13 protein-coding genes are annotated in these 15,524 nt (G+C 69.4%); 7 read left to right on the top strand and 6 right to left on the bottom strand.

Annotated features, from left to right (window positions below; genetic code table 11):
• Window positions 1-106: 106 nt before the first annotated feature.
• The 5 genes from FOZ70_RS18555 (at window position 107) to FOZ70_RS18535 (ending at window position 5,922) form a co-directional block, all read left to right on the top strand.
• Entirely contained in the window at window positions 107-1,663 is a 1,557-nt protein-coding gene (locus FOZ70_RS18555) for a 3-hydroxyacyl-CoA dehydrogenase (RefSeq protein WP_219706411.1), read from the top strand.
• Window positions 1,664-1,721: 58 nt separating this feature from the next.
• The gene (paaK, locus tag FOZ70_RS18550) at window positions 1,722-3,044 is read left to right on the top strand and encodes a phenylacetate--CoA ligase PaaK (RefSeq protein ID WP_219706410.1); all 1,323 of its coding nucleotides are present in this window, start codon (window positions 1,722-1,724) and stop codon (window positions 3,042-3,044) included.
• 38 nt (window positions 3,045-3,082) lie between these two features.
• A complete protein-coding gene (locus FOZ70_RS18545; RefSeq protein ID WP_219706409.1) occupies window positions 3,083-3,883 on the top strand; it encodes an enoyl-CoA hydratase-related protein in 801 nt (266 codons plus the stop codon).
• A gap of 121 nt (window positions 3,884-4,004) precedes the next feature.
• Window positions 4,005-4,676: a MarC family protein gene (locus FOZ70_RS18540; protein ID WP_021162011.1), complete on the top strand. Its 672-nt coding sequence runs from the start codon at window positions 4,005-4,007 to the stop codon at window positions 4,674-4,676.
• 265 nt (window positions 4,677-4,941) lie between these two features.
• Window positions 4,942-5,922 (top strand): aldo/keto reductase, encoded by a 981-nt coding sequence (locus FOZ70_RS18535; RefSeq protein WP_060341221.1) that lies wholly within the window; start codon window positions 4,942-4,944, stop codon window positions 5,920-5,922.
• 20 nt (window positions 5,923-5,942) lie between these two features.
• On the opposite strand, the gene FOZ70_RS18530 is transcribed toward FOZ70_RS18535, so the two are convergent.
• The 5 genes from FOZ70_RS18530 to FOZ70_RS18510 form a co-directional block, all read right to left on the bottom strand.
• Entirely contained in the window at window positions 5,943-6,809 is an 867-nt protein-coding gene (locus tag FOZ70_RS18530; protein WP_219706408.1) for a CPBP family intramembrane glutamic endopeptidase, read from the bottom strand.
• 74 nt (window positions 6,810-6,883) lie between these two features.
• Window positions 6,884-7,540 (bottom strand): VC0807 family protein, encoded by a 657-nt coding sequence (locus FOZ70_RS18525; protein ID WP_021163924.1) that lies wholly within the window; start codon window positions 7,538-7,540, stop codon window positions 6,884-6,886.
• Window positions 7,541-7,691: 151 nt separating this feature from the next.
• A complete protein-coding gene (locus FOZ70_RS18520; protein ID WP_219706407.1) occupies window positions 7,692-9,629 on the bottom strand; it encodes a HAMP domain-containing sensor histidine kinase in 1,938 nt (645 codons plus the stop codon).
• 442 nt (window positions 9,630-10,071) lie between these two features.
• On the bottom strand, window positions 10,072-11,136 hold the full coding sequence (locus tag FOZ70_RS18515) for a 2,3-butanediol dehydrogenase (RefSeq protein WP_060308072.1): 1,065 nt from the start codon (window positions 11,134-11,136) through the stop codon (window positions 10,072-10,074).
• 348 nt (window positions 11,137-11,484) lie between these two features.
• A complete protein-coding gene (locus FOZ70_RS18510) occupies window positions 11,485-12,225 on the bottom strand; it encodes a GNAT family N-acetyltransferase (protein WP_193095069.1) in 741 nt (246 codons plus the stop codon).
• A gap of 209 nt (window positions 12,226-12,434) precedes the next feature.
• Between FOZ70_RS18510 and FOZ70_RS18505 the strand changes: the two genes are divergently transcribed.
• Both FOZ70_RS18505 and FOZ70_RS18500 read left to right on the top strand, forming a co-directional pair.
• A complete protein-coding gene (locus tag FOZ70_RS18505) occupies window positions 12,435-13,646 on the top strand; it encodes an MFS transporter (protein WP_219706406.1) in 1,212 nt (403 codons plus the stop codon).
• Window positions 13,647-13,684: 38 nt separating this feature from the next.
• Entirely contained in the window at window positions 13,685-14,167 is a 483-nt protein-coding gene (locus tag FOZ70_RS18500) for a DUF3331 domain-containing protein (protein ID WP_219706405.1), read from the top strand.
• A gap of 24 nt (window positions 14,168-14,191) precedes the next feature.
• Here the strand turns inward: FOZ70_RS18500 and FOZ70_RS18495 are convergent, their stop codons facing one another.
• On the bottom strand, window positions 14,192-15,394 hold the full coding sequence (locus tag FOZ70_RS18495; RefSeq protein ID WP_219706404.1) for a GNAT family N-acetyltransferase: 1,203 nt from the start codon (window positions 15,392-15,394) through the stop codon (window positions 14,192-14,194).
• Window positions 15,395-15,524: the final 130 nt, after the last annotated feature.

The following is a 15,524-nucleotide window of genomic DNA, read 5'->3' as shown; positions in this document are numbered from 1 at the left end:
CCGTAACGGTCTCTTGCACGACAAATTCGGGCACGCCCTGACATAAATCTACCGACCGGTCGGTTTATAATCGCTCGCACTTCCACTTCATGACGGATCGCAAGCGATGGCTGTTTCTTCTGCACATTCGGTGAACTCGGGCGCGCTGGCGCCGTCGGCCGTCGTCGGCGTGATCGGTGCCGGCGCGATGGGCGCGGGCATTGCGCAGGTCGCGGCGGCCGCCGGCCATACGGTGCTGCTGTACGACCTGAACGAAGCCGCTTGCGACAAGGCACTGGCCGGCATCCGCGCGCAGTTCACGCGGCTCGCGGAGAAGGGGCGGCTCGAACCGGCCCAGGCCGATGCGGCCGGCAGCCGGCTCCGCGCGGTGCGTGCGCTGGCCGATTTCGCAGGGGCCGCGCTGATCGTCGAAGCGGCCGCCGAGCGGCTCGACGTGAAGCGCGAGATCTTCGCGACGCTCGAGCGCCATGTCGACGACGCGTGCCTGCTGGCGACCAACACGTCGTCGATCTCGATCACGTCGATCGCGGCCGGGCTGCGCGCGCCGCAGCGCGTCGCCGGCCTGCATTTCTTCAACCCGGCGCCGTTGATGGCGCTCGTCGAGGTGGTCAGCGGGCTCGCGACCGCGCCCGAAGTCGCACAGGTGCTGGTTGCGACCGCCGCCGCGTGGGGCAAGCAGCCCGTGATGGCCAAATCGACGCCGGGCTTCATCGTGAACCGCGTCGCACGGCCGTATTACGCGGAGGCGCTGCGCGTGCTGAACGAACAGGGTGGTGCGCCGGCGTCGATCGACGCGGTGATGCGCGAGGCCGGCGGCTTCCGGATGGGGCCGTTCGAGCTGATGGACCTGATCGGCCACGACGTGAACTTCGCGGTGACCGAATCGGTGTTCCGCGCGTACTTCAACGACCCGCGCTACACGCCGTCGCTGATCCAGCAGGAACTCGTGAACGCGGGTTTCCTCGGGCGCAAGTCGGGGCGCGGTTTCTACTCGTATGCGGACGGCGCGACGCCGCCCGCGCCCGATCTCGAAGCCCCGCGCGACGCGCCGGCCGACGTCGCACTGTTTGCGCAGGACGGCCCGGCCGCCGCGCTGCATACGCGCTTCACCGCACGCATCGCGGGCGCCCGGCAGGCCGGCACGCATGCCGACGACCTGCTCGCGACGGCCGGCCGTGCATCGATCGCGCTGACCGACGGCCGCACCGCGACCGCGCGCGCCGCGCAGACGGGCGTGGCCGATCTCGTGCTGGTCGACCTCGCGCGCGATTACACGCAGGCCGGGCTCGTCGCGCTGACGCGTGCGCTCCAGTGCAGCGATGCGGCCTATGCGGATGCGGTCGGCCTGTTCCAGCAGGCGGGTTTTCGCGTCGTCGGCGTCGCGGACGTGCCGGGCATGGTCGCGATGCGCACCGTCGCGATGCTCGCGAACGAGGCGGCCGACACGGTGAACCAGGGCGTGTGCTCGCCCGCCGATCTCGATCTCGCGATGGAGAAGGGCGTGAACTACCCGTGCGGCCCGCTCGCGTGGGCCGATGCGATCGGCATCGGCCGCGTGTTTCGCGTGCTGTCGAACCTCGCGGCGAGCTACGGCGAGGACCGCTATCGCGTGTCGCCGCGCATCGCCGCACTGCATGCGGCCGGCCGCACGTTCCGGTCGTAACGCCGGCTTCGTCACCTCGAACACGATAACGACATCACTCCATTGGAGGAGCACCCCGATGACCCACCCGACGCATCCCGCCGCCGCCCTCGAGCCGATCGAGACCGCCAGCCGTGACGAACTGCAGGGACTGCAGCTCGAGCGCATGAAGTGGTCGCTGCGCCACGCGTACGACAACGTCCCGCACTATCGCCGCACGTTCGACGCGGCGGGCGTGCATCCGGACGACCTGAAGTCGCTCGCCGATCTCGCGAAATTCCCGTTCTCGACCAAGAACGATTTGCGCGACAACTATCCGTTCGGGCTGTTCGCGGTGCCGCGCGAGCAGGTCGTGCGCGTGCACGCGTCGAGCGGCACGACGGGCAAGCCGACGGTGGTCGGCTACACCGCGCGCGACATCGATACCTGGGCGAACGTGACCGCGCGCTCGATCCGCGCGGCCGGCGGCCGCCCGGGCGACACGCTGCACAACGCGTTCGGCTATGGCCTCTTCACGGGCGGCCTCGGGATTCACTACGGCGCGGAGCGGCTCGGCTGCATGGTCGTGCCGATGTCGGGCGGGCAGACCGAGAAGCAGGTGCAGCTGATTCGCGATTTCGAGCCGAAGATCATCCTCGTCACGCCGTCGTACATGCTGAACCTGATCGACGAGATGGTGCGGCAGGGGATGGACCCGGCCGAGTCGTCGCTGAAGATCGGCATCTTCGGTGCCGAGCCGTGGACGCAGGCGCTGCGCGAGGAAGTGGAGACGCGCGTGGGCATCGACGCGCTGGACATCTACGGGCTGTCGGAAGTGATGGGGCCGGGCGTCGCGTGCGAATGCGTCGAGACGAAGGACGGCCCGGTGATCTGGGAAGACCATTTCTATCCGGAGATCATCGATCCCGTCACGGGCGAAGTGCTGCCCGACGGCAGCCAGGGCGAGCTCGTGTTCACGTCGCTGACGAAGGAGGCGATGCCGGTGATCCGCTACCGCACGCGCGACCTCACCGCGCTGCTGCCGCCCACCGCACGCGCGATGCGCCGTCTCGCGAAGATCACCGGCCGCTCCGACGACATGCTGATCGTGCGCGGCGTGAACGTGTTCCCGAGCCAGATCGAGGAGATCGTCGTCGCGCTGCCGCAGCTGTCGGGCCAGTTCCAGATCACGCTGTCGCGCGACGGTCACATGGACCGGCTCGACCTCGCGGTCGAACTGCGCTCCGAAGCGGCCGCGTCCGTCACCGAAAGCGATCGCGCGGCGCTCGCGCGCGAGCTGCAGCACCGGATCAAGACGATGGTCGGCGTGTCGTCCGGCGTGACGGTGCTGGCGGCCGGCGGCATTCCCGCGACCGCGACCGGCAAGGCCCGGCGCGTGATCGACCGCCGCCAGGCCGCGTAATTCCGATGATTGCCGTTCTACCCGAGGAAACCTGTTCGATGGATGGATTGAAGACCCTGGCCGTCACGGTCGATGCGCGCGGCATCGCAACCGTCGCGTTGCAGCGCGGCGACGTGCTCAACGCGTTCGACGAGACGATGATCGCCGAACTGACCGCCGCGTTCACCACGCTTGGCTCGCGCGACGACGTGCGCGCGATCGTGCTGCGTTCGGACGGCCGCGCGTTCTGCGCGGGCGCCGACCTGCAGTGGATGCAGCGCGCGAGCGCGAACGACGCGGCCGCGAACCTGCGCGATGCGGAGCGGTTCGCCGCGATGATGCGCGCGATCCGGCAATGCCCGAAGCCGACGGTGGCGCGCGTGCAAGGTCACGCGTTCGGCGGCGGCGTCGGCCTGTGCGCGGCGTGCGACATCGTGATTGCGAGCGATCACGCGCGCTTCTCGGTCAGCGAGGCACGCTTCGGGATCCTGCCGGCCGTGATCGGGCCGTATCTGGTCGAGGCGGTTGGCCAGCGCCAGGCGCGGCGGCTCGCGCTCACCGCGACGCAGCTCGCCGCCGGCGAGGCGGTCGCGATCGGCCTGATCCACCAGGCCGTGCCGCTCGATTCGCTCGACGAAGCAGTCGACCGGACGCTCGCCGAACTCGGCCGGAACGGCCCGAACGCGCTGATGGAGATCAAGCGCTTCTTCGACACGATCGGCGAGTATCCGTCGCCCGACGAGCGCGCGGCGTTCACCGCGCAGACGATCTCCCGCGTGCGGGCGACGCCGGAAGCGAAGGAAGGCTTCGCCGCGTTCTTCGCGAAGCGGCCTCCGGCATGGGAGGCGGGCGCCGAATAAGCGCAAGCGGAGACGATCGGCGGCGCAACGGGCGAGCCCGCATTTTGCGCCGCGGGCGCTTGCTCTACAATGCGTGACCCCCGGCGCCCCGCCGGCCCAGCCCCGACCGATTCTTCATCCGATGATCGTCAACCGCCTTATCTCCGAGATCCTGTTCGGCTTCACCGGCCTGATCGGCATCATCAACCCGATCGGCATCGCGTTCCTGTTTCTCGAACGGACCGAGGCGCTCACCGAACACGAGCGGGACCTGCTCGCCCGGAAGGTCGCGTTCAACTCGTTCATCGTGCTGCTGGTCGCGTTTTTCGCCGGCACGCCGGTGCTGCATTTCTTCGGGATTTCGATGGAAGCGCTGCGGATCGGCGGCGGCTTCGCGGTTGCCGTGGCCGGCTGGCAGATGCTGAACGAACCCGACGGGCCGGGCGGCGGCGACACGCCGGTCAAGCCGATCGACGCGAACGCGATCATGACGCGCGCGTTCTTCCCGCTGACCGTGCCGCTGACGGTCGGCCCCGGCTCGATCGCGACCGCGATCGCGCTGAACGCGAACCGCACGCACAAGCTGTCGGAGTTCATGCTGTCGAGCATCGTGTCGATCGCCGTGTCCGTGCTGGTCGCGGTCGTGATCTGGCAGGTCTACAGCCGCTCCGCGCTGCTGTCGCGCTACCTCGGCAGCGAAGGCACCAAGGTCGCGAAGCGCGTGTCGGCGTTCCTGCTGCTGTGCATCGGCGTGCAGATCATGCTGACCGGCTTTTCCGCGTTCCTGCAGCCGATCGCCGACCAGGCCAAGTAAGCGGCCCGCGCCGCAGCGCACGTCCCGCGCGGCCGGTGCCCTGCGCGGCCTCGCGTGACCACGCACGACCACGCACGACCTCGCACGACCTCGCACGACCACGCACGACCACGCACGACCACGCACGGCCTCACGCCGGCGAACGCCCCTTCGTCCGATACGGCGACGCCGCACGTCTTTTTGCCGCCCGGGATACCATGCGACGGTCCGGCGGATGCGCGGCGCGCATCCGGCCGTCAGCTCAACTTCAATCGCGAGGCGTGCAATGGAATACGTGAAATTCGGATCGACAGGGCTGGAAGTGTCCAGACTGGTGCTGGGTTGCATGACGTTCGGCGAACCGTCACGCGGCTCGCACCCGTGGACGCTGCCGGAAGCGGAGAGCCGCCCGATCATCCAGCGGGCGGTCGAAGCCGGCATCAACTTCTTCGATACCGCGAACATCTATTCGGACGGCACGTCGGAGGAGATCGTCGGCCGCGCGCTGCGCGATTTCGCGAAACGCGACGAGATCGTGATCGCGACCAAGGTGTTCTACCGGATGCGGCCGGGGCCGAACGGCGCGGGGTTGTCGCGCAAGGCGATCATGACCGACATCGACCAGAGCCTGAAGCGGCTCGGCACCGATTACGTCGATCTCTACCAGATTCACCGCTGGGATTACGGCACGCCGATCGAGGAGACGCTCGAGGCGCTGCACGACGTCGTGAAGGCCGGCAAGGCGCGTTATATCGGTGCGTCGTCGATGTTCGCGTGGCAGTTCGCGAAGGCGCTGCATACGTCGAAGCAGCACGGCTGGACCCGCTTCGTCAGCATGCAGAACCACCTGAACCTGCTGTATCGGGAAGAAGAGCGCGAAATGCTGCCGCTGTGCGCAGACGAGGGGATCGCGGTGATTCCATGGAGCCCGCTCGCGCGCGGCCGCCTGACGCGCAACTGGGACGAGTCGACCGAGCGGCAGCAGAGCGACGAGGTCGGCCAGCGGCTTTACGACGCGACGGCGCAGTCGGACAGGGCGGTCGTCGACGCCGTTGCGACGATCGCGGCCGCACGGAACGTGCCGCGTGCGCAGGTGGCACTCGCGTGGGTCGCGCAGAAGGCCGGGGTCACCGCGCCGATCGTCGGTATTTCGAAGCCGCGGCAACTGGACGACGCACTGGCCGCGCTCGAACTGAAACTGACCGACGACGAGATCGCCACGCTCGAACGCCCGTACGTGCCGCACGCGATCGCCGGGTTCAACTGAGCGGCGGTGCCGCGCGGCCGTCAGCGCGCGGCGGCGAGCATTGGGTAGGTGAACAGTCCGAAGTGGATGACGTTGAGCCCCGCATGCGCGAGCGCGGACGCGAGCAGTCCGCCGCGCCGCCATGCGAGGCCGTAGCCGACGCCGGCCACCGTGCCGAGCACGATCCATGACCAGCCACCGGCCGCATGCGCGGCGCCGAACAGCGCCGCGCCGATCGCCAGCGCGGCCCACGGCCCCCACGCGAACGCACCGAACGCGCGCGTCAGCCCGCCCTGCACGTAGCCGCGGAACAGCGCTTCCTCGGCGAGCGTCACGAGCAGCAGGTTGTTGACGAGCCACAGCCAGCCCGACGCCGGCCACTTGGGCGCCCAGCCGACCATGCCGAACGCGAGCGCGCCGGCCAGGCACGCGGCCGCCGTGGCGACGGCCGCCACCGCGCCGGTGCGCAGCGCGCGCGACAGCGGGACGTCGGGGGCGACCCACGGCAGCACCCACACCAGCCACAGGCCGACGAGCGGCTTGTCGAGGTTCAGGTACATCGTGAACGGGACGGCATCCGGCGTGAAGCGCGTCGGGGCGATCACGAGGGGATTGTGGAAGCCGGGAAGCAGGTGCAGGCTGAGCGCGATCGCGAGTGCGGCGAAGACGGCGTGCGCGGCGATGCGCACCGCGCGCGGGCGCCCGGGCATCACGCCCCAGGCGGCCGCGGCCAGCAACGCGAGCGGCGCCAGCGCGAGCGGCGCGAGCTTGCCGAACGCCAGCGCGCACGCATAACCAAGCGCGGCAAGGCCGACGCTCAGCCCGTGCTGCGGGCGATGCCACGCAAACGCGGCGGCCGCGAACAGGGCGAGCCAGATCGTGGCGGATGGAAGAAGCGAGAGGGACATGACAGGAGCGGCATTCGTCGGACGAGACGCCGCGCATCATACAGCAGCCTTCCGGTCATGCCGGCCGGGAGCCGTCAGCGGCCGGCGGTTTCGGTGACGCCGTCGCGGCCCGGGATGTGGACGCTGTTGCGCACGCGCATCCGCCGCCGGTACCAGAACGTCCACGTCAGCAGACAGCCGAACACGGTATAGCCGATGATCGGCGACACGACCAGCACGCGTTCGACCGGCCAGGTCATGACCATCCAGCAGCGCAGCAGCATTTCCAGCGTCATGAACCCGCCCCAGACGAAGGTCATGCGCCGGAGCATCTGCCGCAGCCCCGGCTGCGCGTTCCAGACCGCTTCGAAATGCGCGGCACCGCCATCCATTTCGCGGGCGATGGTGGCGCGGGCGAGATAGAAGATCAGCGGGCGTTCGCGGAACAGCGACAGCAGGAACACGACGCCGATCGTGCCCGACGCGAGCGATTCGCGCATCAGCAGCGTGCGCGCGCTGCCGCCGAACGCCATCCCGATGATCGACAGCGCGATGCCGAGCAGCACGATGGCCGCCACCGCATCGACGCGGCGCGAGCGGATGAATTCGACGATCGACCAGATGACCGGCGGGACCGCCGACGCGTACAGCGCGCCGGTTTCGCCGAAATACGGCTGCGCGGCCCGGTAGGCAACCCAGGGCAGCACCAGGTTGACGAAGAGTTCGAGAATCAGTCCGGCTCGCGGTTTCACGGTGAGCAATTCCACGCAGGTTGGGGCGAACGCGCAATGGGTGTGGTGGCCACCGGTTGCCCCGAAAAGGGTTCGGTCCAGTATATCGAAGAATCGCGCAGGGCTGCGGCACGGCTTCGGCCGCTGTCCGCCGGCCGCGGCGGCACCGTCGTCATGGCGCCGCCGCGGCCGGCAGCGTGATCGTGATGGTGGTGCCCTGCAGCACGACGCTGTGCACGTGGATGTGGCCTCCGTGCCGTTCGACGACGGCCTTGACGAACGCCATGCCGAGCCCGACGCCGCTGGTTTCCGGCTGGCCGGCGGTGCGAAAGCGCCGGTAGCGCTCGAACAGCCGCGTCTGGTCCCCGCTGCTGATTCCGCACCCGCTGTCGCGGATCGTGCAGCGCACGGTCTTGCCGTCGGCGCCCGGCTCGACCTTGCATTCGACGCTCGTCAGCGGCGCGCTGTACTTGATGGCGTTGTCCAGCAGGTTGATCAGCGCGCGCGACAGCAGCGCCGGGTCGCCCCGCACGATCGTGTCGTCGCGCCGCGGCACGTCGTCGATCGACATGGATTTCCGGTGCGCGAGCGGCCACACCGCGTCGCGTGCCTCGTTCATCAGGTCGGCGAGGTTGACCGGCACGCGTTCGTATTCGCTCGCCTCCGCACGCGACAGCTGCGCGAAGCCGTCGGCCATCGCCAGCGTGTGCCGCGCCAGCCTGGCGATTCTCGCGAACTGCTGCTTCATCTGCGCGTCGGCTGCCCGCTGCGCCTGCGTGTCGATCAGGATGATCAGCGATGTCAGCGGGGCGCGCATGTCGTGCGAAAACAGCGTCAGCATGTCGTTGCGCTGGCGCTCGAGCATGTCGCGGCGGACGGTCGCGTTGCGCAACGTTTCCAGCGACGCGTGGATTCGCGCGATCTCGGGCCCGACGCCGCGCGGCATCGCGACGTGCGACGTATCGCCTTCGCTGAGCGCGACGATCCGGCGGCCGAGCACATCGAGCGGCTTCGACAGCAGCCGCTGCATGCCGCGCGCGAGCGAGGCCAGGATCGCGATGCACAGCGTCGTGGCGAACGCCGACACCCCGACCCTGACCCGCGCGGCGTTCCGGTCGCCGATCGCGCGATGCCGGGCAAGGTCGATCACGCGGTCGCGCAGCAGCTCGCTCGGCCGGAAATGCGGCACGATCGCGCGGGAGAAATCGGCGGCGCTCATGGCATACGCGCCGTCCCGGCCGCCGGCGACGGTCGCGTCGACGAGCGGCAGGATGTGCGCGTCGAAGGCCGCGTTGAGCTGTGCATATTCGCGTGCGACGTCGGGGTCGTCGAGCTGCGTGCCGATCGCGCCGTCGATCAGCGCACGCAACTGCTCGATGCGGCCGCGCATCCGCATGATGTCCGCGAACTGCGCGCGATCTAGCGCCTGCCGCGCGAACATCGGCGCGATCAGCAGGGAACCCGTGCGCCCCGCGTATTCCCGGAGATCGCCGAGGAGCCGCGCGAGCAGGATCGCACCGGACGTGCGCGGGTCGCGCATCGCCGTGTCGCTCATCGCGCCGTCGATCAGCAGCGACAGCGTGTCGACGATCCGGAACAGGCGCGCCTGCGCGTGCTGGATATCGTGAACGGTGCGTGACGCTAGCGGCCGCGCGTCGAGCGCGTCGACTTCGGCACGCGCATCGGCAAGCATCATCCGGACGGAGTCGAGTGCATGCAGCAGGTTGCCGCGTTCGCGGTCGTCGAGCACGGCCGCCTGCGCGATGCCGGCGCGAAACCGTTCGAGCGCGTTGTCGGAACGCGCGCACGCGGCGAGCAGGTTGCGGATCTCGGCGGCGCCGTCGTCCTGCAGGCGTACCAGCAGGTCGTTCGTCGGGCCGCGTTCGGCCGAGATCACGTTGGCGGCGCTCATCGCGCCGCGGACGAATTCGAAGCTCTGCAGGTCGGCGTTTTCCTGCCGGTATTGCCGGAAACTCCCCCAGATGATCGTGCCGCAGAGCAAGGCCAGCAGCGTGGTGACGAGCGCGAAGCCGATATGCGTCTTCTGCAGGATCGTCAGCGATCGAATGTTATATGCGTGTTCCCGGCTAAACGAGAATGAACGATTCATGACACACCATGTTTGCAAGCTATCCCGGGTGGGCCCGTATTCTCGGCCTGTCGGCGCCGTGACGCCGTAAGGTTTTGTGGGGGGGCGCGGCCGCCTTCACGGGGCCGCCACGATCCCGGCCGGGAGGCCGGATCTCGCGTTGCACAGGATCGCCTTGCGTCAATGCCCTGTCGACATCGGGCGAATCGCGCTTGATCCGGAGAAACCCTGATCGCGTATCGAACTCTTTGCGTGCTACGGCAGATGGTTTGGATAACGAATATTTTTTGATCCGCGCGTCTGCCGTGAGGTGCGGCATCAGGTCCGCTTAGGACGACGGCGGCAAGGAGGGAGCTGGACGGGAATGGAACGCAGGTGCGCCGCCCGTGTACGGGCGACGCTTCAGGACGATGCGGCAGCAGGCGTGCCGCGGCGCGAATCGGTGCCGCGGCCGCGCGAGCGGTCAGGCGGCGGCGGGCCGAACGATGATCTTCACGTTACGGTCCTTGTGATTGACCAGTTCCTCGAAGCCGTGCGAGACGATGTCGCCGAGCGCGATGCGCCCGGTGATGAGCGGCTGTACGTCGATGCGGCCGTCCGCGATGAAGCGGATCACGTCCGCGAACTCGCCGTTGTACGCGAGCGAGCCGATCACTTCCTTTTCGGTCGACACGATGTCGAAGAAGTTGAACGGTGCCGGCTCCTCGAAGATGCCGACCATCACCGACTTGCCGGCCTTGCGGATCACGTCGATCGCGAGCTTCGCCGTGGCCGTGTGCCCGATGCACTCGAACGACACGTCGGCGCCGTAGCCGTCGGTCAGCGCCTTGACTTCGGCGATCGCGTCGGACGTCTTCGGATCGATGACGACGCTCGCGCCGACCTCGAGCGCCTTCTGCTTGCGCGCGGCCGACATCTCCAGCGCGATCACGCGCCCGGCGCCCGCGGCCTTCGCGCACATGATCGTGCACAGGCCGATCGTGCCCGCGCCGACCACGACGACGGTCTGCCCGACGATGTTGCCGGCCTTCTTGACCGCATGCAGCCCGACTGCGAGCGGCTCGATCAGCGCGCCGGCCTCGGTCGGGAAACCGTCGGGCAGCTTGTACAGCAACTCGGCCGGCACGTTCACGTATTCGGCGAACGCGCCGTTGTTCATCAGCCCGGTGAACGCGAGGTTCTCGCAGATGTTGTACAGCCCGTGCCGGCAATACCAGCAGGTGCCGCAATGCTGGCATGCGTCGGCCGTCACGCGGTCGCCGACCGCGAAGCCCGTCACGCCCGCGCCGAGCTCGGCGATCTCGCCACTGAACTCGTGGCCGAGGATGCACTGGCCCTTCAGGCCCGTCAGCGGATGCGGCGCGTCGACCGGGATGAAGACGGGGCCGGCGACGTATTCGTGCAGGTCGGAACCGCAGATCCCGCACCAGTGCACGCGAATCGTGACCCAGCCGGCCGGCGGGCGCGCCGGAACGGGAACCTGTTCGACGCGGATGTCGTGGCGGCCGTGCCAGACGGCGGCTTTCATGCTGGGGGCGGTGGTCGATGCCGGTGTACTCACGTTGCTGTCTCCGTCAGGTTGTCGTCGGGCACGCGGCATGGCTGCCGGTGCGCCCGTTGCGCGATTGCGCGATCGACCGGTATGCAGGAACGGGGCCAGCTCGAGCGGGTACGCCGGGTGGCGATTCAACGGAACGTGCGTGATGCGATGCACCATTCGCCTGTTCCGTTGACAGGAAACGATTCGACGGGGGAAATGCACGAATTTTGCTGCAATCGCTGCACGGCACGCCGGTGAGACGCTGGGACGTTCGTCTCAGTGCAATGAGACGAATCGCGAGACGCGCGGCGATGGACGGCGCCGTTCGACGCGCGGTCAGGCGACGATTTCGTCGACCGCGACCGATGCGAGCCGCGTGAATCCGGCGGCGCGGTACAGCGGCAGGCCGGCCTCGGTCGACACGAGCCACACGCGCCGCGCGCCGCGTTGCCGCGCGTGCGCGACGATCGCGGCGAGCAACTGCATCGCGAGACCCCGGCGGCGGTACGCATCTGCCGTCGCGACGCGGTCGACGACGATATCGTGCGCCGACGCAAAACCGTAGCGCGCGGTGGCGGCGATCTGCCCGTCCAGGCGGTGCGCGAACAGGAACGCGGCCGGATTCGGCTGGAATGGCGGGAACGGGGCGTCCGCATTGAACGTTTCGACGTCGCGCGGCGTGTGGCAACCGAGCGCCTGCGCGAGTGCATCGTCGCCGGACAGCGTGTCGATATCGGCGGCCATGAAATGCTCGTCCGACAACCGGCGTGTCCTGCCTTCCAGCGCGGGCGGCAGCGGCGCGGCGCCGAAGCGCGTGATCCATGCGCCGACGGTGAACGGGCCGTCGCCATACGCGGGCGCGCCCTCGATCACGAAGTGCTCGAAAGGCCGCCCCATGCCGGCGTCGAACCGCACGACCTGGCCGTCCGGGCTGTCGTGCAGCGGCGCATCGCGCCGGTCGCGTGCGGCGCAGTAGCCGGCGACGAAGATGCGCACGGCGGCCTTGCGGCGGGGGAAGGTCGACCAGGCTGCGTCGAGCGGAAGCGGGGCGGCGGGAGCGGGAGAGGCGGTCGGCATGCGGGCGCAACGTGGTCGGGGCGAAGCTGACAGCTTAAATCAGGCGGCCGCTCGCCGCCGCGCGGGCCCATTGCCGCGATCGGCGAAACGGATCGTTGCGCGCGATACCCCTTTACTTGAAGTTAACTTCAATTTGTATCATGTGCGCCAGTCCGATCGCGGACGCGTGACGCACCCCGTTGCACGCGGCCGCTCCAACGGAGGTGGAGATGACCGAATCGCCTGTCGCGGCCGATGCCGCGACGCTGCCGCCGCGCAGCTACCGGGCCGCCGTCGCGAACGTCGTGCTGGCGAGCATCGTGTCCGCGTTGCATGTCGGCAAGGCGACGATCGCGTTGCCGTCGCTGCAGCACGAGTTCGGCGGCTCGCTCGCTTCGCTGAGCGGGATCATGTCGGTGTTTCCGTTCGTCGGCGTGTTCGGCGGCATCGCGGCCGGGCTGCTGGTACGGCGCTGGGGCGACCGGCGGATGCTGATCGCGGGCCTGGTGATCCTCGGCCTGTCGAGTGTCGCCGGCGCGTCGGCCGGCAGTTTCGCGCTGCTGCTCGCCACGCGCTTCGCGGAGGGGCTCGGTTTCGTGATCGTGGTAGTCGCCGCGCCGGCGGTGCTGAATCGCGTGACGCCGCCCGAGCGGCGCAATCTCGCGTTCGGGCTGTGGAGCACGTTCATGCCGGCCGGCATGGCGCTGTCGATGCTGGTCGGGCCGCTGCTCGGCGGCTGGCGCAACGGCTGGCTCGCGGCCTCGGCGCTGACGCTCGCCGCGGCCGCCGCGGTGCCCGTCACGACGTCCGCCCAAACGCCGGCCCGGCAGGCCGCGGCACCGCGCATCGGGCCCGCGCTGCGCGACGTGCTCGCGTCGCGGTCGACCACGCTGCTCGCGCTGGGTTTCGCCACCTACAACGTGCAGTTCTTCGCGGCGATGACGTTCCTGCCGGTTTTCCTGATGCAGCGCCTCGGCGTCGCGGTCGGCGCGGCGGGGCTGATCAGCGCGGCGATCGTCGCCGCATGCGTGATCGGCAACCTGACGGCCGGCTGGTTGCTGTCGCGCGGCGCACGGCCGGGGGTCGTCATGGCTGCGACGTCGGTCGCGATCGGCGCGGCGGGCGCGGGACTCTTCAGCGCGGCCACACCGGCACCGCTCGCGGTCGCGCTGGGTTTCGCGTTCTCGGCGATCGCGGGGATGCTGCCGGCGACGATCCTCGCGTGCGCACCGGGCTCCGCGCCGACGCCGTCGCTGGCGCCGCTGAGCATCGGCTGGGTCGTGCAGGGCAACTATCTCGGTCAGGTGATCGGACCGCTGTCGATCGGCGCGATCGTCGGTGCATTCGGCTGGTCGGGCGGCATCGGACTGATGCTCGCGGCCGCCGTCACCGGCGCGGCGATCGGCCTGTCGCTGCTGCGCGAACCGATGGGCCGGCGCTGAGCGCGGCGCCGTTCAACCTGCACGGAAATCCGTCAAGCATGCTCAACACCATGGAAAGCCTGATTTGCGAAGAAGACGTGCCGTGCGATGCGCCGGCACGGATCGAACACGATGCGATGCCGCCGCGCAGCGGCGCCGCGCATCCGCTCGTGACGCCCGGCGGAGCGCCTGCTCCCGAGCATGCCGCGGCGGCCGTCTCGCCGTTGCGCCCGCAACTGTTCGTCACGGTGCTGGAGGCCGGCGACGACGCGTTGCTGGTTCGCTGGGTCGAGAGCGGCCGTTGCCATTACGGCGAACAGCGCTGGCGCTTGCGCGTCGCGCTGCAGCCGGGCCGTTGCGCGATCTCGGGGCAGCCGATCGAGCCGGGCGAGCCGGTGTTCCGGCCGGTGCGACGGCCCGTGCCGGCCAATGGCGACGAGATGATCTGCCCGGCGTCGGTGCCCGGTGCAACCGGCGTGGTGCGTGGCGCCAGGGCGGAGGGTGACGACGACGCATACGCGCCGGCCGACGTTCGCGGCTGAACGCAGGCCGGCCGCGGCATCCCGTCATTTCTTCACGTCGTGCCGGTACTGGATGAACCCGGCGTTGTTCGCGAGCTTGTCGTACAGCGCGCGCGCGGTCGTGTTGGTTTCGTGCGTGAGCCAGTACACGCGGCTCGCGCCGGCGTCGCGGGCATGGTCGTACACGGCTTCGATCAGCGCACCGCCTGCGCCTTGCCCGCGTGCGTCGGGCGCGGTGTACAGGTCCTGCAGGTAGCAGTACGGCCCTTCGGTCCAGCACGAGCGGTGGTAGATCGAATGCACGATCCCGACCAGCGCCCCCGATGCGTCGAATGCGCCGAGCACGAACATCGGCTCGGCAGGATCCATCAGGCGGGCCCACGTCGTCGCGAACACCGCGTCGCTCAGCGCGGTGTCGTAAAACTTCTGATAACCCTGCCACAGCGGGCGCCACGCGGCTTCGTCGGCGGCGACGAGCGGGCGCACCGTGACGCGCGTCGCGTCGTGCGCGCGGCCGGCCGCATCGCGCGCGCGCGCCTGCGCGTGGCGGATCGCGGTGAGCGACTGGCGCTGCTTGCCCTGCGCGTCGAAGTTTTCCGGTGCGAGCCACGCGTCGAACGCGGCGCGGACATCCGGCCATTCGCCGTCGATGATCGAGAACCACGCGGTGTCGCGATTGCGGCCGCGGTAGATGATCGCCTGCCGGAACGTGCCTTCGTAGCGGAAGCCGAGCCGTGCGGCGGCCTTGCGCGACGGCACGTTCAGGTCGTCGCATTTCCATTCGTAGCGCCGGTAGCCGAGTGTGTCGAACGCGTATTTCATCAGCAGGAACTGCGCTTCGGTCGAGACGGGCGTGCGCTTGAGCAGCGGCGAGAACGTGACGGAGCCGACCTCGATCACGCCGTTGGCCGGATCGATGCGCATCAGCGCGAGGGTGCCGACCGCGCGGCCCGTGGCACGGTCGATCACCGTGTAGTGCAGCGGATCCGCGCTCGCCTGCGCGCCGCGCGCGTAGTCGCGGTAGCTCGACTCGTCGGTGTACGGGCCGTGTGCGAGATAGGTCCAGTCGCTGCCGTCCGGCGCCTGGGCGTAGGCGGCGTACAGGTCGGCCGCGTGGCGCTCGGCGTCGAGCGGTTCGAGCCGGCAGTAGCGGCCTTCGAGCACGATGCGCTCCGGGCGCGGGCGCGCGGACCAGTCGGGGACGGGGTGGCCGACGGATTGCTGGAAATCGTTGGTGAGCGTGGACAAGGTCGATCTCGCTTCGGTTGGCGGCCGGCGACATGCCGGCATGCAGACGATCGTAGTCGCGGCGAGGTACCATGAGAAGCGCCAGGGATTGGCAAATTTATGGTGCCACGAGCCGAGAGCCGAGAGCCGA

This window comes from Burkholderia sp. COPS (assembly GCF_019425585.1).
Lineage (GTDB): Bacteria > Pseudomonadota > Gammaproteobacteria > Burkholderiales > Burkholderiaceae > Burkholderia > Burkholderia cepacia.
This window is presented reverse-complemented; position numbering and strand designations above follow the sequence as displayed.

Coding starts and splice junctions, on each gene's coding strand:
- FOZ70_RS18555 (WP_219706411.1), top strand. CDS start 107: ATGGCTGTTTCTTCTGCACATTCGGTGAACTCGGGCGCGCTGGCGCCG.
- paaK (WP_219706410.1), top strand. CDS start 1,722: ATGACCCACCCGACGCATCCCGCCGCCGCCCTCGAGCCGATCGAGACC.
- FOZ70_RS18545 (WP_219706409.1), top strand. CDS start 3,083: ATGGATGGATTGAAGACCCTGGCCGTCACGGTCGATGCGCGCGGCATC.
- FOZ70_RS18540 (WP_021162011.1), top strand. CDS start 4,005: ATGATCGTCAACCGCCTTATCTCCGAGATCCTGTTCGGCTTCACCGGC.
- FOZ70_RS18535 (WP_060341221.1), top strand. CDS start 4,942: ATGGAATACGTGAAATTCGGATCGACAGGGCTGGAAGTGTCCAGACTG.
- FOZ70_RS18530 (WP_219706408.1), bottom strand. CDS start 6,809: ATGTCCCTCTCGCTTCTTCCATCCGCCACGATCTGGCTCGCCCTGTTC.
- FOZ70_RS18520 (WP_219706407.1), bottom strand. CDS start 9,629: ATGAATCGTTCATTCTCGTTTAGCCGGGAACACGCATATAACATTCGA.
- FOZ70_RS18515 (WP_060308072.1), bottom strand. CDS start 11,136: ATGAAAGCCGCCGTCTGGCACGGCCGCCACGACATCCGCGTCGAACAG.
- FOZ70_RS18510 (WP_193095069.1), bottom strand. CDS start 12,225: ATGCCGACCGCCTCTCCCGCTCCCGCCGCCCCGCTTCCGCTCGACGCA.
- FOZ70_RS18505 (WP_219706406.1), top strand. CDS start 12,435: ATGACCGAATCGCCTGTCGCGGCCGATGCCGCGACGCTGCCGCCGCGC.
- FOZ70_RS18500 (WP_219706405.1), top strand. CDS start 13,685: ATGCTCAACACCATGGAAAGCCTGATTTGCGAAGAAGACGTGCCGTGC.